The organism is Aureimonas sp. AU40, from assembly GCF_001463785.1.
Lineage (GTDB): Bacteria > Pseudomonadota > Alphaproteobacteria > Rhizobiales > Rhizobiaceae > Aureimonas.
On sequence record NZ_BBWL01000010.1, the window covers coordinates 1 to 18,365 of the forward strand.

The following is an 18,365-nucleotide window of genomic DNA, read 5'->3' on the forward strand; positions in this document are numbered from 1 at the left end:
GTAATGCGCCATGGCGGGAAAACCCGCCTGCAGCGCCGCCATCTGGCGCAGGAGCGTCGGCGAGGTGATCCGGCCGGTGAGGATCGCAAGACCCGCGCCGCCACTGGCTCGCAGCGCGTCGAGGCGCGGCGCGAGCTCCGCCAAGAGCCCGTCCAGAGGCGCGATCTGCCCTTGCTTCAAGGCGGTCTGCGAGCGATCGGGGTCGTAGAGGCCGAGCACGTCGGCTTCGCTGAAAATGTCGGTGGCCCCCAGGCTCGCCGGATGCCGCTCGTTGCCGGATATCTTGATCGGCCGACCGTCCACGGAGGTCGCGAGCACGCCGCGCCCATAGCCGCCGAGGGGCAGGGCGGTGGCGAAGCGCAGCGGCTCGCCGACGGGCAATCCGTCCGCCCAGCCGCCGGGGCCGGCGACGGCCGGAACGATCTGTGCGGCGGGCTTGCAGCCGGCGAGCGTCGCAGCCATGCCCCCGGCCAGAAGGCGCAAAGCGTCGCGGCGATTGAGCGGGGCGAGATCGAAGGGGCCGCTCATCGGTGGCATACCGAGCAGTCGGTGAGATGTTTCACGTCGATGCCATGCTCGGCGATCAGCGCGCGGCCGCGCGCCTCCTGGTCGGCTGGCGGGGTCCATTCGAAATCGTAGATGCGATCCTGCGGCCGCAACTGGTGCTCGGGCGCCTTATGGCAGTCGAGGCACCAGCCCATGGTCAGCGGCGCGGCCTGGCGCATCAGCGGCATGGTCGGCACGTCGCCATGGCAGGAGGAGCAGCCGACGCCATTGGTGACATGGACGCTGTGGTCGAAATAGACATAGTCCGGCAGGTTGTGAACGCGCTGCCAGACCAACGGCTTGTTCTCCGCCAAGCTGCGGCGCACCGGCGCCAGCATCTCGGCCCCTGTCCAGATCTGCGAATGGCAACTCATGCAGACCTCGGTCTTGGGCATGCCGGCAAAGGCGGTCTTTTCCACCTGCGAGTGGCACATGGCGCAGCCGATGCCGAGTTCGCGCACGTGATGCTCATGGCTGAAAGGTGGGTTCTGGTGCAGCGTCAGCGACTGGCCCGTCACGTGGTTGGAGTTCATCAGCGTGTAGGCCAGGAGGATTGACACGACCGGGAGGACGGGGATCGCCACCAGCGCGAGGCGGGCGATCGTCGTCGCGCCGGGAGAGAAGATCTGGGCCATGCGCTGCGGGGCGGGCTATCGGGCGCGCCGGCACGGCACTTCCCTCAGCACGGCTGCTCGATCTCGCGCCCGGCGCAGTCCCGCTTCCCGTCCCGCCATGCCGCGTCCCCTTCAAGCCACCCCGCTCGAACCGTTCTAAAGTCTAGTTCACGAAAGCGTGTCGGCTAGCCCTTCCGCTCGTTTGCAACCGGGTAGTCGCAAGACCGGCCGGAACGGCGCGCGGCGGGCGCCGTTGATCGCAAACAGCAATCGGGACGGATGCGATGAGCAAGACTCAACTGAAGACGCGAGCCGGCGACAGTGCGCCGCAGGGAGACGACGGCGAAATCCGTCTGGCGGCGGGCGAGAGCTTGTCGATGCGCATGTGGAAGGACGAGGAGCCGAACGAGGACAAGCCGCTCCGGACCAACGACTACGAGACGGTCGGCTATGTCCTGTCCGGCCGGGCCGAACTGCTGGTGAACGGCGAGACGATCCCGCTGGAGCCCGGCGATTCCTGGTTGGTGCCAAAAGGCGCCGAGCACACCTATCGTATCCTGGAGCGCTTCACCGCGATCGAAGCCACAAGCCCGCCGGCGCTGAAAGCCGGCACGGCGCCTAAGCCGTCCTGACACCGCCCGAAACCGCTTTCACCTCATGGGAAATTCGACAGAATGGATAGTCAAAACGGCCAATCCGACCCGCTTCTGCGGATCTGGCGCCTGCTTTTTGGCGGCAGCGAAGCGCTGGGCATGACGCGCCTCATGGTGGTGCTGGCCGCCTTCATCCTCTTCGGGGGGCTTTTCTTCGGCATCATCACGCGTTGAATGAGCGGGCGGACCTTGATCGCGATCAAGGCCCGCCGCCTGGCCCCGTGCTGAAACGAGGGTCGGGGCCAAAGGCAGGCGCCGTGAACGAGGACGAGCATGACCATCCGCAATCTCGACGCCGTGTTCGAACCCAAGGCCATCGCGCTGATCGGCGCGAGCAACCGGGAAGGCTCGGTCGGCGCGGTTCTGGCGCGCAATCTCTTCGGCTCGGGCTTCGCCGGGCCGGTGATGCCGGTGAACCCGCACGAGCGGGCGATCCGCTCCTCGGTGAACTTCCGCTCCGTCGCCGAGCTTCCCGAAGTGCCCGATCTCGCCGTAATCGCGACGCCCGCACTGAGCGTGCCGGGCCTGATCTCGGAGCTTGGAGAGCGCGGCTGCCGCGCGGCGGTGGTGATCTCGACCGGCTTTGCCGACAAGGGCCTGCGTCAGGCCCTCCTCGAGGCCGCGCGGCCGCATCTCCTGCGCATCGTCGGGCCGAACTGCATCGGCATCATCTCGCCCGGCATCGGCGTCAACGCGAGCTTTGCTCATCTCACGCCGCGCGCAGGGGATCTCGCCTTCGTCAGCCAGTCCGGCGCCATCGCCACGGCCGTGCTCGACTGGGCCGACGTGCGCGAGATCGGCTTCTCGCATGTCGTCTCCATCGGCGACATGAGCGATGTCGATATCGGCGATCTCCTCGACTATCTCGCGCTCGACACCAAGACCCGCGCCATCCTCCTTTACGTCGAAAGCATCACGAACGCGCAAAAGTTCATGACCGCCGCGCGCATCGCGGCGCGCACCAAGCCGGTGGTGGTCATCAAGGCGGGTCGCTCGGGCGCGGGCGCCAAGGCAGCCGCCTCGCATACCGGGGCGCTGGCGGGGCGCGACGCGGTCTATGACGCGGCCTTCCGCCGCGCCGGCATGTTGCGCGTCGGCTCGCTGCGCGAGCTCTTCGAGGCGGTGGGCACCCTCGCTTCCGGCATTCGACCCAAGGGCAACCGGCTCGCCATTCTCACCAATGGCGGCGGGGCCGGCGTGCTGGCGGCCGACACGCTCAGCGAAGCCGGCGGACAGCTCGCGGCGCTGTCGGCCGAGACGATGGAGCGGCTGGAGGCGATGCTGCCGCGCGACTGGTCGCATGCCAATCCGGTGGACATTCTGGGCGACGCGCCTGGGGCGCTCTACGGCCGCTCGCTCGACGCGCTTCTCGAAGACCCCGCGCAGGACGCCGTGCTGGTGATGCACTGCCCGCAGGCCGTGGCGGACGGGCTGGAGGCCGCGCGCGCCACGGTGGCCAGCGCCGCGCAGCGGCGCGGCGCTGCGGTGCTGACCTGCTGGCTGGGGGAGCGCGCGGCGCGGGAATCGCGCCGTCTCTTCGCCGCGCGGGGCATGCCGACCTACCAGACGCCTGACGAATCCGTGCGCGCCTTCATGCAGCTCGTGGACTATCGCCGCAACCAGGAGCTTCTGATGCAAACGCCCCCGGCCATTCAGCCGGGCGTGGCGGACGGGGAGGCGGCGCGGGCCATTCTAGCCCGTGCTGCAGAAGAGGGGCGCGCCGTCTTGACGGAGCCGGAGGCCAAGGCGCTGCTGGCCGCCTACGGCATCCCCGTGGCGCAGACCCGGATCGCCCGCAGCCCGGAGGAGGCGGCGCGCGTGTCGGAGGCGATCGGCTACCCCGTGGCGCTGAAGATCCTTTCGCCGGACATCAGTCACAAGTCGGATGTCGGCGGCGTCCGGCTGGAACTCGACAGCCCCGAAATGGTGCGCGAGGCGGCGGCGCATATGCTCAAACTCGTGGCCGAGCGCCGCGCCGACGCGCGTATCGAGGGCTTCACGGTGCAGGCCATGATCCAGCGCCCGCGCGCGCATGAGCTGATCCTCGGCGTCGACACCGACGCGGTGTTCGGCCCCGTGCTCCTGTTCGGCCGGGGCGGAACGGCGGTGGAGGTGATCGCCGACCGCGCCATCGGCCTGCCGCCGCTGAACCTGCCGCTGGCCCACGACATGATCGGCCGCACGCGCGTTTCGCGCCTTCTGAAGGGCTATCGAGACCGGCCCCCCGCCGATACGGACGCCGTGGCCGCGACGCTCGTCAAGCTCTCGCAGATGATCGCCGATTTCGACGAGATCGCCGAACTCGACATCAATCCGCTTCTGGCGGACGAGGCCGGCGTCATCGCGCTCGACGCGCGCGTCGTCCTGCGCGCCGCGTCCGGCGAGCCGCGTTCGCGCTTTGCCATCCGGCCCTATCCCAACGAGTTGGAGCAGGTCGCCCATTCCCGCTCCGGGTCGAGCTTCTTCCTGCGCCCGATCCGCCCCGAGGACGAGCCGGGCATCGTGGAAATGATCGCGCGATCCGACTCCGAGGACGTGCGCCTGCGCTTCTTCGCGCCGATGAAGCGGATCGGCCATGCCTTCGCCGCCCGGCTGACGCAGATCGACTATCGCCGCGAGATGGCCTTCGTGGCCACAAGGGCGGGCGAGCCGCATGGCGACATCCTGGGTGTCGCCCGAATCGTGTCGGACCCGGATGAGGAAAAAGCCGAGTTCGGCATCATGGTGCGCTCCGACCAGAAGGGCCGGGGGCTTGGCTGGCTCCTGATGGAGACGATCCTCGACCATGCCAGCCGGCGGGGCCTCGCCCGCGTCTATGGCGAGGTCCTGGCCGAGAACCGCGCCATGCTCGCCATGGCCGAAGATCTCGGCTTCGTCCAAAGCCGCCATCCCGAAGACGTTGCGCTGCGCCGGGTCGAGGTGGACATGTCAGCCTATCGCCGAGGGCGATAGGCACACTTATCGCGCCCAGCGATAGATAGGCCGGTCACCGGGCGGGAACAGCAGGGATCAGACCCGCCGACCGTCGGCCCCGAAGAGATGCGCCTGAGCCGGATCGAAGCCGAGCGGGATGGTCTCGCCGGGGCGGATCGGCTGCTGGCCGTCGAGCAGCACCGTTGTCGCTTCGCCGCTTTTGGTGCTGGTGTAGACCACCGTGGAGCCGCCGAGATGCTCGACCAGCTGGACCGAGGCTTCGCCGAGCCCGGCGCGCGCCTCTCCGGCCCGCAGATGCTCGGGCCGCACGCCGAAGGTCAGCTCCTCGTCGGCGCGCGCCTCCAGCGGCCGCTCGAACTCGACCCGCAATCCGCCGATGTCGATCGTGCGCCGCGACGGGTCGCCCTCGGCCATGCGCGCCTTGAGGAAGTTCATCTTCGGCGAGCCGATGAAGCCGGCGACGAAGCGGTTGGCCGGGTGGTTGTAAAGATCGAGCGGCCGGCCCGCTTGCATGACGCGGCCTTCCTTCAGCACCACGATCTTGTCGGCCATGGTCATGGCCTCGACCTGGTCGTGCGTGACGTAGATCATCGTGTTGCCGAGCTGCTGGTGCAGCCGCGTCAGCTCCACGCGCATCTGCACGCGCAGCTCCGCGTCGAGATTGGACAGCGGCTCGTCGAACAGAAAGATCTTGGGCTCGCGCACGATGGCGCGGCCGATGGCGACGCGCTGCCTCTGGCCGCCCGACAGGGCCCTCGGCTTGCGCTGAAGCAGCGGGCCGATCTGCAGGACATCGGCCGCCTCCTTCACGCGGCGCTCGATCTCCGGCTTCTTCATGCCCGCCGTTTCCAGACCGAAGGCGAGGTTCTTGTAGACGCTCATATGCGGGTAGAGCGCGTAGGATTGGAACACCATGGCGATGCCGCGCTTGGAGGCCGGCACGTCGTTCATGCGGGCGCCGTCGATCAGGAGATCGCCGCCCGAAATCTCCTCCAGCCCCGCGATCATGCGCAGAAGCGTGGACTTGCCGCAGCCGGAGGGGCCGACGAAGACGGTGAAGTCCCCGGGGTCTATCGCAAGGTCGATGCCGTGGATGACCCGAAGGCCGCCATAGGTCTTCTCGACGCCGCCGAGCTGGATGCTGGTCGCCATGGCGCACTCTCCCGATTGTCGTTCAGTCCTGCGGCTGCCAGCTCGCGTATTTCGGATGGTCTGGCCCGATCGGCAGTTCGATGTCGGTGCCTGAATCCGCCGAGGCATAGACGGCGGTCACGAGTTCCAGCGAGCGCCGGGCGTCTCGACTCGTCACCGGCGGCGGCTCGCCCGCCATCAGCGCCTTGTGGAAGGCGGCCATCTGGCCCCGGAACCGGCGGCCGACCGGCTCGAAATCGCTCAACGCCTCCTCGATCGCCGCAGCCACCTCGTCGTTCGCCGGCAGGATCGTCCAAGGCCCGTCGCCGGGCGAATAGGGCTCGTGCGTGCTCTCGATAGTGACGTTCTCGAAATGGAGGCGCAGCCGGCTGATCTCGTCCTGGCTGCCGAGCGTCGCGGTGGAGGAGAGGAACGCGCCGCTCTGCATGCGCCAGGAGGCCGAGACGCAATCCTCCACCTCGATCGCGTTCACACGCGTCGCCGTACGCGCGAAGACACGGTCGATCGGGCCGAACAGGAAGGTCGCGAGATCGTGGATGTGGATGGCGTGGGTCATCAGGACGCCGCCGAGCTCGGTCTTCCAGCGCCCGCGCCAGGGATTGTCGTAATACTCGGCGGTGCGCTTCCAGAAGGTTTCGGCGACGCCGACATAGGGCTTGCCGGCAAGACCCGCGTCGATGATGCGCCGCGCCTGCATGGCGCCGTCGCCGAAACGATACTGGAAGATCGGCATGAGCCGCCCGCGCGCCCGCGCCTCGGCCTCGATGATCTCGTCCACCTCCTTGAGGGAGCCGACCAGCGGCTTCTCGCAGACCACATGCTTGCCGGCCGCCAGAGCCTTCAGGATCATCGACTTGTGCAGACCGGGCGGCGTGCAGATGTCGATCACGTCGATGTCGTCCCGCCCCAGTAGCGCGTCGAAATCAGTTACGCGATCGCGAACGCCGAACTCCTCGCCCACCGAGGCGAGGCGGGCCGGGTCGAGATCGCAGAGCGCGGCGAGATCGAAGCATTCGGGCGCCGGCTGGTAGCCTTCGACGATATGCGAGCGGCCGATGCCGCAACCGACCACGGCGACGCGAAGGCGCCGGGTGGGCGTGGCGATGGCTTGGGCGGGGAGCGTGACGTTCATCGGGTCAGGGTCCATCAGCGCTTCATGCCGGTCGTGGCGATGCCCTCGATCAGGAGGCGCTGGAAGAAGAGGAAGAACAGGAAGACCGGCAGGAGGGAGAGGTTCGACATGGCGAAGAGCGAACTCCAGTCCGACGAGCCGGTGGAATCCACGAAGGAGCGCAGGCCGAGCTGCACCGTGTAGGTGTCGATGTCGTTGAGGTAGATCAGTGGGCCGAAGAAATCGTCCCACGTCCAGATGAAGGAGAAGATCGCCGCCGTCGCCAGAACCGGCAGCGAGAGCGGCAGCATGATGCGGAGATAGATGCGCCAGGGCGAGCAGCCGTCCATGATCGCCGCCTCGTCCAGCTCGCGCGGGATGCCGCGAAAGAACTGCACCATGAGGAAGATGAAGAACGCGTCGGTCGCGAGGTATTTCGGCACGATGAGCGGCAGCGGCGTGTTTACCCAGCCCATTTCCAGGAACATGATGTACTGGGGAATGAGCACGACGTGATAGGGCAGCATGAGCGTGCCCAGCATCAGCGCGAACCAGAAGTTGCGCCCGGCAAAGCGCAGCCGCGCGAAGGCGAAGGCGGCCAGCGAGCAGCCCAGCACATTGCCGATCGTCGCCAGCACCGAGATGGTCAGCGAGTTCCAGAAGAACCGGCCGAAGCTCACCTGCAGCCCCGTCCAGCCCCGGACATAGGCGGAAAAGTCCACCGCCGAGGGGATCAGCGACGACGTGCCGAAGATTTCCTCCTCCGGCCGCACCGAGCCCGAGATCATCCAGAGGATGGGGTAGAGCATCAGGAGCGAGGCGGCGATCAGCGCCGCGTGGGTGAGGACGGAGCGAACCGGGGAGCGATGGCCGTGGCGCCGGGGCGGGGGCAGGGCCTCAGTCGTCATAATGCACCCAATAGCGAGCCGACAGGAACGAGAAGGCGGTGAAGGCGGCGACGATCACGACGAGGATCCAGGCGAGCGCCGAGGCATAGCCCATGCGCAGGAATCCGAAGGCCTCCTGATAGAGATAGAGCGTGTAGAAGAGGGTCGAATTGATCGGGCCGCCCGTGCCTTCCGAGATGATGAAGGCCGGCGTGAAGGCCTTGAAGGCGTCGATCGTCTGGATCACCGCGTTGAAGAAGATCACCGGGGTCAGCAGCGGCAGCGTGATACGGAAGAACTGACGCGCCTTGGAGGCGCCGTCGATCTCGGCGGCCTCGTACATGTCGGCCGGGATCTGCCGCAGGCCGGCGAGGAAGATGATCATCGGCGAGCCGAACTGCCAGACGGCCAGCACGACCAGGGTATAGAGCGAATAGTCGGGATTCGAGATCCAGCTCGGCCCTTCGATCCCGAAGAACTGCCAGAGCGCCATGTTGACGAGCCCGTCGGAAGCGAAGAGCTGGCGCCAGAGAACCGCGATGGCGACCGAGGAGCCCAGAAGCGAGGGCAGGTAGAAGATCGCGCGATAGACCGGCAGTGCCCTCAGACCCCGGTTGAAGGCCAGCGCCACGAGAAGCGCGAAGGCGAGCTTCAGTGGAACCGAGAGGGCGACATAGAGAAAGGTCACCGACATGGCCGAGGCGAATTTCGGATCGGCCGTCGCGATGCGCACGTAGTTGGCCGCGCCGACCCAGTTGGGCGAGCGGATCAGATCGTATTCGGTGAAGGAGAGATAGAGCGAGGCGAGGGCCGGCCCGAGCGTCAGGCCGAAGAAGCCGATCAGCCAGGGCAGGAGAAAGAGATAGGCCGGCCCGTTGCGCGCCCAGGAGCGTCGCGCCGCGCCGGGCGCGCTGACCGCCGGCGCCTTCGCGCTCGGCAGCCCCGCGACCTCGGTGTGGATGCTCATGGCTCAGCCTCGCTTGAGAATGGCGCTCGCTTCCTTGACGAGATCCTCGCCGGCCTGCTTGGCCGTCTTGCGGCCGAAGCCGACCTCCTCGTTGATGCGCTTCTGCACGAAGGCGACCTCGCCCGCGCCCGGCGGCGGCGAGGGCGGCAGCGGGCCGACATCGGGGGTGATGAGGGCGATATAGTCCACCATCGCCTTTTCCACGTCGGCAAGCTGCGGGGTCAGCAGCGCGCGCATGGATTCGGACGCCGGCACGCCGCGCTCGGTTCCCAGCGCCTTGACGCCCTCGGGACTCGCCACCAGGAAATTGGCGAAGGCGAGCGCGGGCTCGGCCGGCGCGTTGGCCGAAAGGCTGATGAGCATGGAGGGCTTGAGGTAGTGGCCCGACGGCGCCCCGGCCGAAACGCGGGGATAGGGCGCCAGCGCCAGCTTGCCCTTGTTCAGCTTCTGATAGCCCACGAACTGGTTGGAATGCATGAAGGCGGTGGCCGCCTTGCCGGTGGTGATGGCGTTGGTCTCGATATTGAGCTGGTCCAGCGCCTGGATGTCGGCCGGCACGCAGGCCTTGCGCTCGCGCAGGTCGGCCCAGAGCGCGAACCATTTCTCAGCGTCGGCCGGCTCGTAGCCCAGCGCCCCCTCGGCGGTGTAGAGCGACTTGCCGTTCTGGCGCAGCCAAAGCTCAAAGCTCGGCTCCACGCCGCCGGCGTCCGCCAGCGCGAAGATGCCGGGGCGGGCGCGGTTCTTGGCGAAGGCGGCCGCGCGTTCGCCGAGCTCCTCCCAGGTCATGCCCGCTTTGGGTGGCTCGGTCTTGGCCTTTTCCCAGACCGCCGGGTCGTAGACCATGGCCGAGGAATTGACGCCGAGATTGATGCCGTAGAGCTTGCCGTCCACGCGGCCGGAATCGATATTGGCCTGGCCGAAATCCTCGATCTTCAGCGCCTTGCCGATCTGGTCGTCCATCGGCATGAGCGCGCCGCGCCGCGCATATTCGAAGATGTAGCGGTAATCCATCTGGATGAGATCGGGCGCGTTGCGGCCCGCGACCTGGGTGGCGAGACGCGGCCAGTAGTCGGACCAGCCGGCGAACTCGCCCACGATGTCGGTCTGCGGCGCCACGCCCTTGTAGGCCGAGATCGCCGCCTGTGTCCGATCCGCCCGCTCCTGGCTGCCCCACCAGAGGAAGCGGAGGCGCTGGGCCTGTGCGAAGGCCCGCCCGCCGCCCAGCGTGCCGAGGGCCAGGGCAGCCGCGCCGCCTTGCAAAAGGCTCCGCCGCGTCACCGAAAACGTCATCGCATTCCTCCCGAGAAACCCGCTCTCCCAAGCGGGGCGACGATCGGCTGGTTGCCGATTTATAACCGTTTGGTTACAAGAGTGACCATTGATCCCGGACCTTGTCAAGCAGGAGGGGGAATGGACGATCCATCCCTGGAACACGCCGAAGTTGAGGGTGAGGGCGCGCCGCCTTCGAAGGCCGGAGCGGAGCGCCCGACCCGCAACCCCGAGCGCACGCGGGCCGCGATCCTGGAGGCGGCGCGGCGCGAGATCGCGGAGAAGGGGCTGGCCGGGGCGCGGGTGGATGTCGTGGCCCGCCGGGCCGGCACCAACAAGCGGATGATCTATCACTATTTCGGCGACAAGGACGCGCTCTACCTCGCCGTCCTGGAAGAGACCTACCATCACATCCGGCAGGCCGAGAGGAGACTCGATCTCGCGCGCCGCGAGCCGGAGGAGGGGCTGGCCGAACTCGCGCTTTTCACCTGGCACTATTATCTCGACCACCCGGAATTCCTGAGCATTCTCGCCACCGAGAATCTCAACCACGCCCGCTATCTCCGGCAGGCGCCGGGCATTGCCGAGATGCACTCCAATTTTCTCAGCGAGCTTGCCGATGTGCTGCGGCGCGGCGCGGAAAAGGGCGTCTTCAAGCCGGCGCTCGATCCGGTGAAAGTCTATCTCACCATCGCCTCGCTCGGCTTCTTCTACCTCTCCAACCGCTACACGCTCTCGACCATCTTCCGGCGCGACCTGCAGGCGCGCGGCGAGCTGGAGGACTGGGGCGAGCATATCGTGGCAACGGTCCTGGCCTCCGTTCGCATCTAACCTTGGTTGCGCTGCAAAAACGAGAGGTCGCTTTCGAAGGCGGTTGACAAGACGGCCGAACCATCCTCACAAATAACCAAACGGTTACAAGTGCTCCATTCGTGAGTGCGACAGACCGGCGGCCGGGAGGGCCGCGTGGGGAGGACATCGGATGAAACGTATCGGCGTGATCATGCACGGCGTCACCGGGCGCATGGGCTACAACCAGCATCTGGTTCGCTCGGTGGTGGCGATCCGGGCCCAAGGGGGCGTGACGCTTTCGAGCGGCGAGAAGGTGATACTCGACCCGATCCTGGTCGGGCGCAACGGCGCCAAGATCGAGGAGATCGCGCGCCGCCACGGCATCGAGCGCTGGACCACCGATCTCGACGCCGCGCTCGCCAAGCCGGACGATACGCTGTTCTTCGACGCGGGCACGACACAGATGCGCGGACAGCTGCTGACCAAGGCGATCAAGGCGGGCAAGAACGTCTATTGCGAGAAGCCGATCGCCGACACGATGGCCGAGGCGATGGAGGTGGCGGACCTCGCCCGGCGCTCGGGCGTCAAGCATGGCGTGGTGCAGGACAAGCTCTTCCTGCCCGGTCTTCGCAAGCTGGCCATGCTGCGTGATGCCGGCTTCTTCGGCCAGATCCTCTCGGTGCGCGGCGAGTTCGGCTACTGGGTCTTCGAGGGTGACTGGCAGCCGGCCCAGCGCCCGTCCTGGAACTACCGCTCGAAGGACGGCGGCGGCATCATTCTCGACATGCTCTGCCACTGGCGCTACGTGCTCGACAATCTGTTCGGCGAGGTGCGGGCCGTCTCCTGCCTCGGCGCCACGCACATTCCGCGGCGGGTGGACGAGCGCGGACAGCCCTACGCGGCCGATGCCGACGACGCGGCCTATGCCACGTTCGAGCTGGAAGGCGGTGTCATCGCGCAGATCAACTCGTCCTGGGCGGTGCGCGTGCGGCGCGACGATCTCGTCACCTTTCAGGTGGACGGCACCCACGGCTCGGCCGTCGCGGGACTGACGAAATGCTGGACGCAGCACCGCGTCAACACGCCCAAGCCCGTCTGGAACCCTGACCAACCGCAGGGGATCGACTTCTATCGCACCTGGGACGAGGTGCCCGACAACATCAGCTACGACAACGGCTTCAAGGCGCAGTGGGAGCAGTTCATCCGCCATATCGCGGAGGACGGCCCCTGGCCCTATGGGCTGATGGAGGGTGTGAAGGGCGTGCAGCTGGCCGAGCTCGGGCTGCAATCCTGGCGCGAGCGCCGCTGGCTCGACGTGCCCTCGCTGGGCGCGCGCTCCCTGGCGGCGTGAGGACTCGAGACATGACGCAGATTCGCCTTCCGACCGCCGCGCGCAAGGTCGAGACTTATCGCCTGACCGGCACGCCCATCGCGCCCGAGCGCCGCCGGTCGCAGGATTTCAACCGCGTCGCCTATGCGGCGGCGCATGTCGTGGCCGATGCGCTCGGTGAGTCCGATCCTTGGCTGGAGCCGGCGATCGATTGGGATGCCACCCTGCGCTTCCGCCACCGGCTCTGGGATCTCGGCCTCGGCGTGGCGGAGGCGATGGACACGGCGCAACGCGGCATGGGCCTCGGCTGGCCGCAGGCGCAAGAGCTGATCCGCCGCTCCTTGCGGGAGGCGCGCACGCGCGACGACGCTCTCATCGCCTGCGGCGCGGGCACCGATCACCTCTCTCCCCGGCCCGGCCTGTCGCTCGACGACATCGTCTCGGCCTACGAGGAGCAGGTCGGCTTCGTGGAAGGCGAGGGCGGGCGCGTCATCCTCATGGCGAGCCGGGCGCTCGCCGCCGGCGCCAAGGGGCCGGACGATTATCTCGACGTCTATGGCCGCGTGCTGTCGGGCGCGCGCCGACCCGTCATCATCCATTGGCTGGGCGAGATGTTCGATCCGGCGTTGGACGGCTACTGGGGCGCGGCCGACCACGCCGCCGCGATGGACACCTGCCTCCAGATGATCGAGGCGAACGCGGCGAAGATCGACGGCATCAAGATCTCGCTCCTGTCGAAAGAGAAGGAGATCGCCATGCGCCGCCGGCTGCCGGCGGGCGTGCGCATGTATACGGGCGACGACTTCAACTATGCCGAATTGATCGCCGGCGATGAGCACGGCCATTCCGACGCGCTGCTCGGCATTTTCGACGCCATCGCTCCGGCCGCGTCGGCCGCGCTGGCGAGCTTGGAGCGCGGCAGCACGAACGAGTTCCACGACATTCTGGAGCCGACCGTCGCCCTGTCGCGCCACATCTTCCGAGCGCCGACGCGCTTCTACAAGACGGGCGTCGTGTTTCTCGCCTGGCTGAATGGACTGCAAGACCATTTCACCATGGTGGGCGGGCAGGAGAGCGCGCGCTCGACCCTGCATTTCACTGAACTGTTTCGCTTGGCCGACAAGGCCAATGGGCTGGCCGACCCGGACGAGGCGGCACGGCGCATGGGGCATTTTCTGGCGGTGCGGGGCGTGGCCCAATGAGCGTCAACGCGAGCGTCGAAGGGCTTTCCATCAATTTCGCGACCGTGCGCCAGGGCGGCTCGTTCGGCGAGATCGTCGACGCCTGCCTTCGCCACGGTATCACCGCCATCTCGCCCTGGCGCGAGCATGTGGAGGCGGCGGGGCTTGGTGAGGCGGCGCGGATCGTGCGCGACAACGGCCTGCGCGTGTCCGGCCATTGCCGGGGCGGGTTCTTTCCCGCCGCCGACGAAGCGGGGCGGCGCGCGGCGATCGACGCCAACAAGCGCGCGGTGGACGAGGCGGCAGCGCTCGGCGCGGCCTGTCTCGTCCTGGTGGTCGGCGGCTTGCCGGCGGGCTCGCGCGATCTGCCGGGCGCGCGCGCCATGGTGGCGGAGGGCATGGCCGAGCTTCTGCCCTATGCCCGAGCGGCCGGCGTGCCGCTGGCGATCGAGCCGCTGCATCCCAGCTACGCCGCCGACCGCGCCTGCATCAACACGCTGAAACAGGCGCTCGACCTCACCGATACGCTGGGCAAAGGCGTGGGCGTCGCGATCGACGTCTACCATGTCTGGTGGGACCCGGACTTGGACGCGCAGATCGCGCGTGCCGGGCGGAACGGGCAAATTCTCGCCCATCACATCTGCGACTGGCTGGTGCCGACCAAGGACCCGCTCAACGATCGTGGAATGATGGGCGACGGGGTGATCGACCTCAAGCGCTTCCGCGCGCTGATCGAGGCGGCGGGGTTCCGCGGGCCGCAGGAGGTGGAGATCTTCTCGCACCATTGGGGCGCGCGGCCGGTGGACGAGGTTCTGGCGACCTGCGTGGAGCGCTTCCGCGCGGTTTGCTGACAGGCGAAGAGGCCGGGCGGGACGCCGCCGGCCCTTCGGAAACGTCGATCCGCCGAAAGCGGACGGGAGGGGTGATGGCACAGGGTATCAAACGTATCCGCTATGCGCTGGTCGGCACCGGCAATCGCGGCACCACCATGTGGGGGCGCGAGCTTCTGGCGGGTTGGAGCGAGTTCGTCGATCTCGTCGGCATCTGCGATCTCAACCTGATGCGGGCCGAGCGGGCGCGGGCGATGATCGGCTCGGACGCGCCGCTCTATGCCGATTTCGACGCCATGCTGGCGGAGCTGAAGCCGGCGCTTGTCGTGGTCTGCACGCCGGATGACACGCATGACGACCTGATCGTCCGGGCCCTGGAAAGCGGTGCCGATGTCATCAGCGAAAAGCCGATGACCACGACGCCCGAAAAGGTCGCCCGTATCCGCGAAGCGGAGGCGCGCACCGGCCGGCGGGTGGACGTGTCCTTCAACTACCGCTTCTCTCCGACCTCGGCGCGGATCAAGGAGCTGATCGAGGAAGGGGCGATCGGGGAGGTGACCTCCGTCGACTTCCACTGGTATCTCGACAACCAGCATGGCGCCGACTACTTCCGCCGTTGGCACGCCTTCACGAAACATTCCGGCTCGCTCTTCGTCCACAAGGCGACCCACCATTTCGACCTTCTGAACTGGTATCTCGATTCCGATCCGGTGGAGGTGAAGGGCTTCGGCCAGCTTCTGCACTACGGGCGCAACGGCCCCTTCCGGGGCGAGCGCTGCCGCACCTGCCCGCACAAGAGCGAGTGCGACTATTATTTCGACCTGTCGGCCGATCCGTTTCTCGACGCGCTCTACGAAGAGCCGTCCGGCGTCGATGGCTATGTCCGGGATGCCTGCGTGTTTCGCGAGGAAATCGACATTCCCGACACGATGACGGCGGCAATTCGCTATCGCAGCGGGGTTCAGGTCTCCTATTCGCTCAACACCTACATGCCGATCGAGGGGCACCACATCGCCTTCAACGGCCATCGCGGCCGGATCGAACTGCGCCAATACGAGCGCCAGCCCTGGAGCGTGCCGCCGGCGGACGAGATCGTGGTGATGAAGAGCTTCGGCGGCGGCACGGAGCGGATCTGGGTGCCGCACGAGCCGGGCGGCCATTACGGCGGCGACAACCGGATGCGCGACATGATCTTCAAGCCGGGCTCCAACGACCGGCTGCGCCAGCGCGCGGGATCGCGCGCCGGCGCCATGTCGGTGCTCTGCGGCCTGGCCGCGCTGGAAAGCTCGCGCGCCGGCGGCGCGGTCGCGATCCAGCCGTTGTCGCCGGAACTGACGCGATAGGGCGGCAGCCGGCCTTTCTCAGGCGAAGGACGCGGCCAGCCATTCCCGCGCGATGGCGAGGTCCATCTGGCCGAGCCCGTGGCCGGTCGGCAGGGTCTCGTGTGTCAGCGTGGCGCCGCCGGCCTGGAACTGGCGGGCGAGGCGCGCGGCGTTCTCGGCAGGCACGATCGGGTCCATGCCGCCGGACAGGAGCAGCACGGGCTTGCCCTTGAGGTCGAATTCCGGCGGTTCGGCAAAGGGCACCATGGCGCGGATCAGGACGGCACCGGCCAGGGTCTCGGGCGCCAGCATCATCAGCGCGCTCGCGATATTGGCGCCGTTGGAGAAGCCCACCGCGATCGGCCGGTCCAAGCCGTGATGCTCGCGCGCTTCCTCGACGAAGGCGCCGAGTTCGTGCGCCCGCAGCTGGAGGTCCGCCTCGTCGAACACGCCCTCGGCCAGTCGGCGGAAGAAGCGCGGCATACCGTTTTCCAGGATGCGCCCGCGCGGCGACAGCAGCGCCGCGCCCGGCGACAGGAGCCCGCCGAGCGGCAGGAGATCGGTCTCGTCCCCGCCCGTGCCATGCAGGAGGAGCAGGGGAGCCAGCCCTTCCGCGCTCGCCGGAGAGAAGCGGTGGATCATCGAGAGATCGTTGCTGGGAAGGTCCATGGCGGGGCTCCGAAGGGGAGAGGAGGGGATGCCGGGGCGCCTCTAGGCGCCCCGGGTAGGTGTGGGTCTCAGGCCGGCTCGCCGAGCGAAGGCAGCAGCCCTTCGATGCGCGAGCGGTGGCCTTCCAGAAAGTCCGGCAGTTTCAGCGCCTGGCCGAGGGCGGCGGGCGCTTCGTCCACGGCGAAGCCGGGCTGGTCGGTCGCGATCTCGAACAGAACGTGGCCGGGCTCGCGGAAGTAGATCGAGCGGAAGTAGTTGCGGTCCTTCTGCTCGGTCGTCGCGATGCGATGGTTCTCCCGCAGCTTCTGCGCCATCGCCGCTTCCTCGGCGTCGTCCGCCGCGCGAAACGCGACGTGATGCACCGTGCCCGCGCCCGGGCGGGGCTTCAGGAAACCGCCGACGGGGCGAATGTCCACGATGCCGCCCATGGCCGTGCCCGGCACCTGGAAGCGCGTCACCGAGCCCTCCGTCGCGCCTTGCGCAAAGCCGAGCACATCGGTCAGCACGGCGCCGGTGGGCGCCGCCTCCTCGAGGAGGAGGCTGACGGAGTGGAAGCCACGAATGGCATGCTCGGCCGGCACCTCACCCGCGCTCCAGCCCGGCTCGGCCTCCGCCCCGGGAACGGCAACCAGCGCCAGACGCATCCCGTCGGGATCACGGAACGCGAGCACCGTCTCGCCGAAGCGCTTGTCGATCGGATCGAAGGCCACGCCCTTTTCCAGGAAGCGATGCGTCCAATAGCCGATCGCGCCTTCCGGCACGCGGAAGACGGTCTCCTGCGTTTCGCCGACGCCAAGCCGCCCGGGCGCAGCGTGCTCCCACGGAAAGAAGGTGAGGATCGTGCCCGGCGCGCCGGCCTCGTCCCCATAGTAGAGGTGCCACGTGCCGGGATCGTCGAAATTCACCGTGCGTTTCACCAGCCGCAGGCCGAGCGTGCGCGTATAGAAGCCGACATTGCGGCTGGCCGGGCCGGCGATGGCCGTGACGTGATGGATACCGTGCTGGCTCATGATGGATCTCCAAGGCTTGATGTCTTGGCTGAAACATAGTCGCAGTGATTTTCGGCTATAACCCCTCTGTCCATTGCGTTAATGCAATGATGAGATTGCGGAGCAGGGTCTTGGCCGGGTTCGAGACATTGAGTTGGGACGACTTTCGGCTGATCCGAGCCGTGGCGGAAACGCGCACGCTGCCCGCGGCCGCCGAGAAGCTGGGCACGGCCCATTCCACCGTGTTCCGCCGGCTGCGCTCGATCGAGACGGCGCTCGGCTGCGCCCTGTTCGAGCGCAACAAGGCGCAGTTGGCGCCGACCGTGGCGGGCGAGGAGATCGCCGCGCTGGCGGTGCGGATGGGCGAGGAGGTCGATGCCGTCGCGGTGCGGCTGGCCGGGCGCGAGCCGCTGCCCTCCGGCGAGGTGCGGGTGACCACCAACGACTCGCTGCTGGTTCATCTCCTGACGCCGATCTTCGCGAGCTTCCTTGCGGCCTGCCCGGCCGTGCGGCTCGACATCGCGCTCGGCAATTCCGCGCTGAACCTGTCGAAGCGGGACGCCGACGTCGCGATCCGCGCGACCGACAACCCGCCGCCCAACCTCGTGGGCCGTAAGGCGGCGCGCATCGCCTGGGCGCTCTACGGCGCGGGTGAGGAGGGGGAGGGGCCGCGCCGCTGGGTGACGCTGGGCGATGCCATGGGCGGCATGCGCGTGGTGCGCCATGTCATGAGCGAAGCGGGGGCGGAGGGCGTCGGCTACCGCGTCAATTCCGTTCTCGGCATGGCCGAGGCGGTGGAGGCAGGCCTCGGCGTCGGCTATCTCCCCTGCTTCGTCGGCGATCGCCGCACGGGCCTCAGGCGGCTGGCGGAACCGGACGAGCGTTTCGCCACCGATCTCTGGCTGCTCACCCACGCGGACCTGCGCCAAGTGCCGCGCGTGCGCGCGCTGCTCGACCATCTGGCCGAGGGCGTGGCGCACGAGAGGCCCTTGATCGAGGGCGAGAGCAAGGGCGAGCCCGCCTGAAAGCGCGGCCACGCCGAGCCTCGCGCTCCGTGCCGCGCGAACAGCAAAAGTGTTCCCGAGCGTCCGGACAGGCCCTGACACCCGCCGTCGCCGC

General features: G+C 67.9%; 17 protein-coding genes and 1 pseudogene. 9 read left to right on the forward strand and 9 right to left on the reverse strand.

What is annotated here, in order from left to right; translation table 11 throughout:
* Positions 1-528: pseudogene (locus AUL32_RS03650) on the reverse strand (4Fe-4S dicluster domain-containing protein); the annotation flags it as partial.
* Complete coding sequence (locus tag AUL32_RS03655; RefSeq protein WP_062111858.1) at positions 525-1,181, reverse strand: cytochrome c3 family protein; 657 nt, start codon at positions 1,179-1,181, stop codon at positions 525-527. The gene AUL32_RS03655 and the pseudogene AUL32_RS03650, both read right to left, overlap by 4 nt.
* Before the next feature lie 263 nt (positions 1,182-1,444).
* On the opposite strand from AUL32_RS03655, the gene AUL32_RS03660 reads away from it, so the two are divergent.
* From AUL32_RS03660 to AUL32_RS03665, 3 genes are all read left to right on the forward strand, one after another.
* Positions 1,445-1,792, forward strand: a complete 348-nt coding sequence (locus tag AUL32_RS03660) for a cupin domain-containing protein (protein WP_062111860.1) — start codon at positions 1,445-1,447, stop codon at positions 1,790-1,792.
* A 42-nt stretch (positions 1,793-1,834) separates the two neighbouring features.
* Positions 1,835-1,987, forward strand: coding sequence for a hypothetical protein (locus AUL32_RS24980; RefSeq protein WP_156421310.1), 153 nt, complete (start codon positions 1,835-1,837; stop codon positions 1,985-1,987).
* Positions 1,988-2,086: 99 nt separating this feature from the next.
* Complete coding sequence (locus tag AUL32_RS03665) at positions 2,087-4,765, forward strand: bifunctional acetate--CoA ligase family protein/GNAT family N-acetyltransferase (protein WP_062111862.1); 2,679 nt, start codon at positions 2,087-2,089, stop codon at positions 4,763-4,765.
* 57 nt (positions 4,766-4,822) lie between these two features.
* On the opposite strand, the gene AUL32_RS03670 is transcribed toward AUL32_RS03665, so the two are convergent.
* The 5 genes from AUL32_RS03670 to AUL32_RS03690 are packed head-to-tail and all read right to left on the reverse strand — an operon-like array spanning position 4,823 to position 10,154.
* On the reverse strand, positions 4,823-5,899 hold the full coding sequence (locus AUL32_RS03670; protein WP_062111864.1) for an ABC transporter ATP-binding protein: 1,077 nt from the start codon (positions 5,897-5,899) through the stop codon (positions 4,823-4,825).
* A 22-nt stretch (positions 5,900-5,921) separates the two neighbouring features.
* Complete coding sequence (locus tag AUL32_RS03675; protein WP_062112099.1) at positions 5,922-7,031, reverse strand: Gfo/Idh/MocA family protein; 1,110 nt, start codon at positions 7,029-7,031, stop codon at positions 5,922-5,924.
* Positions 7,032-7,045: 14 nt separating this feature from the next.
* The gene (locus tag AUL32_RS03680) at positions 7,046-7,918 is read right to left on the reverse strand and encodes a carbohydrate ABC transporter permease (protein ID WP_062111866.1); all 873 of its coding nucleotides are present in this window, start codon (positions 7,916-7,918) and stop codon (positions 7,046-7,048) included.
* Positions 7,908-8,864, reverse strand: a complete 957-nt coding sequence (locus AUL32_RS03685) for a carbohydrate ABC transporter permease (RefSeq protein WP_062111868.1) — start codon at positions 8,862-8,864, stop codon at positions 7,908-7,910. Before AUL32_RS03685 ends, AUL32_RS03680 begins: the two co-directional genes overlap by 11 nt.
* A 3-nt stretch (positions 8,865-8,867) precedes the next feature.
* A complete protein-coding gene (locus AUL32_RS03690; protein ID WP_062111870.1) occupies positions 8,868-10,154 on the reverse strand; it encodes an ABC transporter substrate-binding protein in 1,287 nt (428 codons plus the stop codon).
* A gap of 120 nt (positions 10,155-10,274) precedes the next feature.
* Between AUL32_RS03690 and AUL32_RS03695 the strand changes: the two genes are divergently transcribed.
* The 5 genes from AUL32_RS03695 to AUL32_RS03715 all read left to right on the forward strand — a co-directional run bounded on the left by AUL32_RS03695 (position 10,275) and on the right by AUL32_RS03715 (position 15,609).
* The gene (locus tag AUL32_RS03695; protein ID WP_062111872.1) at positions 10,275-10,964 is read left to right on the forward strand and encodes a TetR/AcrR family transcriptional regulator; all 690 of its coding nucleotides are present in this window, start codon (positions 10,275-10,277) and stop codon (positions 10,962-10,964) included.
* 151 nt (positions 10,965-11,115) lie between these two features.
* Positions 11,116-12,276, forward strand: coding sequence for a Gfo/Idh/MocA family protein (locus AUL32_RS03700; RefSeq protein WP_062111873.1), 1,161 nt, complete (start codon positions 11,116-11,118; stop codon positions 12,274-12,276).
* Between the two features lie 11 nt (positions 12,277-12,287).
* Positions 12,288-13,457: a dihydrodipicolinate synthase family protein gene (locus AUL32_RS03705; protein WP_062111876.1), complete on the forward strand. Its 1,170-nt coding sequence runs from the start codon at positions 12,288-12,290 to the stop codon at positions 13,455-13,457.
* Positions 13,454-14,287, forward strand: a complete 834-nt coding sequence (locus tag AUL32_RS03710) for a sugar phosphate isomerase/epimerase family protein (RefSeq protein ID WP_062111878.1) — start codon at positions 13,454-13,456, stop codon at positions 14,285-14,287. The genes AUL32_RS03705 and AUL32_RS03710 overlap by 4 nt, the downstream gene beginning before the upstream one ends.
* A gap of 74 nt (positions 14,288-14,361) precedes the next feature.
* A complete protein-coding gene (locus AUL32_RS03715; protein ID WP_061975028.1) occupies positions 14,362-15,609 on the forward strand; it encodes a Gfo/Idh/MocA family protein in 1,248 nt (415 codons plus the stop codon).
* 18 nt (positions 15,610-15,627) lie between these two features.
* On the opposite strand, the gene AUL32_RS03720 is transcribed toward AUL32_RS03715, so the two are convergent.
* Positions 15,628-16,257 (reverse strand): alpha/beta hydrolase, encoded by a 630-nt coding sequence (locus AUL32_RS03720; protein WP_062111880.1) that lies wholly within the window; start codon positions 16,255-16,257, stop codon positions 15,628-15,630.
* Between the two features lie 68 nt (positions 16,258-16,325).
* A complete protein-coding gene (locus tag AUL32_RS03725) occupies positions 16,326-17,267 on the reverse strand; it encodes a ring-cleaving dioxygenase (RefSeq protein WP_062111882.1) in 942 nt (313 codons plus the stop codon).
* 110 nt (positions 17,268-17,377) lie between these two features.
* Between AUL32_RS03725 and AUL32_RS03730 the strand changes: the two genes are divergently transcribed.
* Entirely contained in the window at positions 17,378-18,271 is an 894-nt protein-coding gene (locus tag AUL32_RS03730; RefSeq protein ID WP_156421311.1) for a LysR family transcriptional regulator, read from the forward strand.
* Positions 18,272-18,365: the final 94 nt, after the last annotated feature.

Excerpts from the sequence above, each read along its gene's own strand:
- AUL32_RS03655 (WP_062111858.1), bottom strand. The coding sequence starts at position 1,181 with ATGGCCCAGATCTTCTCTCCCGGCGCGACGACGATCGCCCGCCTCGCG.
- AUL32_RS03660 (WP_062111860.1), top strand. The coding sequence starts at position 1,445 with ATGAGCAAGACTCAACTGAAGACGCGAGCCGGCGACAGTGCGCCGCAG.
- AUL32_RS24980 (WP_156421310.1), top strand. The coding sequence starts at position 1,835 with ATGGATAGTCAAAACGGCCAATCCGACCCGCTTCTGCGGATCTGGCGC.
- AUL32_RS03665 (WP_062111862.1), top strand. The coding sequence starts at position 2,087 with ATGACCATCCGCAATCTCGACGCCGTGTTCGAACCCAAGGCCATCGCG.
- AUL32_RS03670 (WP_062111864.1), bottom strand. The coding sequence starts at position 5,899 with ATGGCGACCAGCATCCAGCTCGGCGGCGTCGAGAAGACCTATGGCGGC.
- AUL32_RS03675 (WP_062112099.1), bottom strand. The coding sequence starts at position 7,031 with ATGAACGTCACGCTCCCCGCCCAAGCCATCGCCACGCCCACCCGGCGC.
- AUL32_RS03680 (WP_062111866.1), bottom strand. The coding sequence starts at position 7,918 with ATGACGACTGAGGCCCTGCCCCCGCCCCGGCGCCACGGCCATCGCTCC.
- AUL32_RS03685 (WP_062111868.1), bottom strand. The coding sequence starts at position 8,864 with ATGAGCATCCACACCGAGGTCGCGGGGCTGCCGAGCGCGAAGGCGCCG.
- AUL32_RS03690 (WP_062111870.1), bottom strand. The coding sequence starts at position 10,154 with ATGACGTTTTCGGTGACGCGGCGGAGCCTTTTGCAAGGCGGCGCGGCT.
- AUL32_RS03695 (WP_062111872.1), top strand. The coding sequence starts at position 10,275 with ATGGACGATCCATCCCTGGAACACGCCGAAGTTGAGGGTGAGGGCGCG.
- AUL32_RS03700 (WP_062111873.1), top strand. The coding sequence starts at position 11,116 with ATGAAACGTATCGGCGTGATCATGCACGGCGTCACCGGGCGCATGGGC.
- AUL32_RS03705 (WP_062111876.1), top strand. The coding sequence starts at position 12,288 with ATGACGCAGATTCGCCTTCCGACCGCCGCGCGCAAGGTCGAGACTTAT.
- AUL32_RS03710 (WP_062111878.1), top strand. The coding sequence starts at position 13,454 with ATGAGCGTCAACGCGAGCGTCGAAGGGCTTTCCATCAATTTCGCGACC.
- AUL32_RS03715 (WP_061975028.1), top strand. The coding sequence starts at position 14,362 with ATGGCACAGGGTATCAAACGTATCCGCTATGCGCTGGTCGGCACCGGC.
- AUL32_RS03720 (WP_062111880.1), bottom strand. The coding sequence starts at position 16,257 with ATGGACCTTCCCAGCAACGATCTCTCGATGATCCACCGCTTCTCTCCG.
- AUL32_RS03725 (WP_062111882.1), bottom strand. The coding sequence starts at position 17,267 with ATGAGCCAGCACGGTATCCATCACGTCACGGCCATCGCCGGCCCGGCC.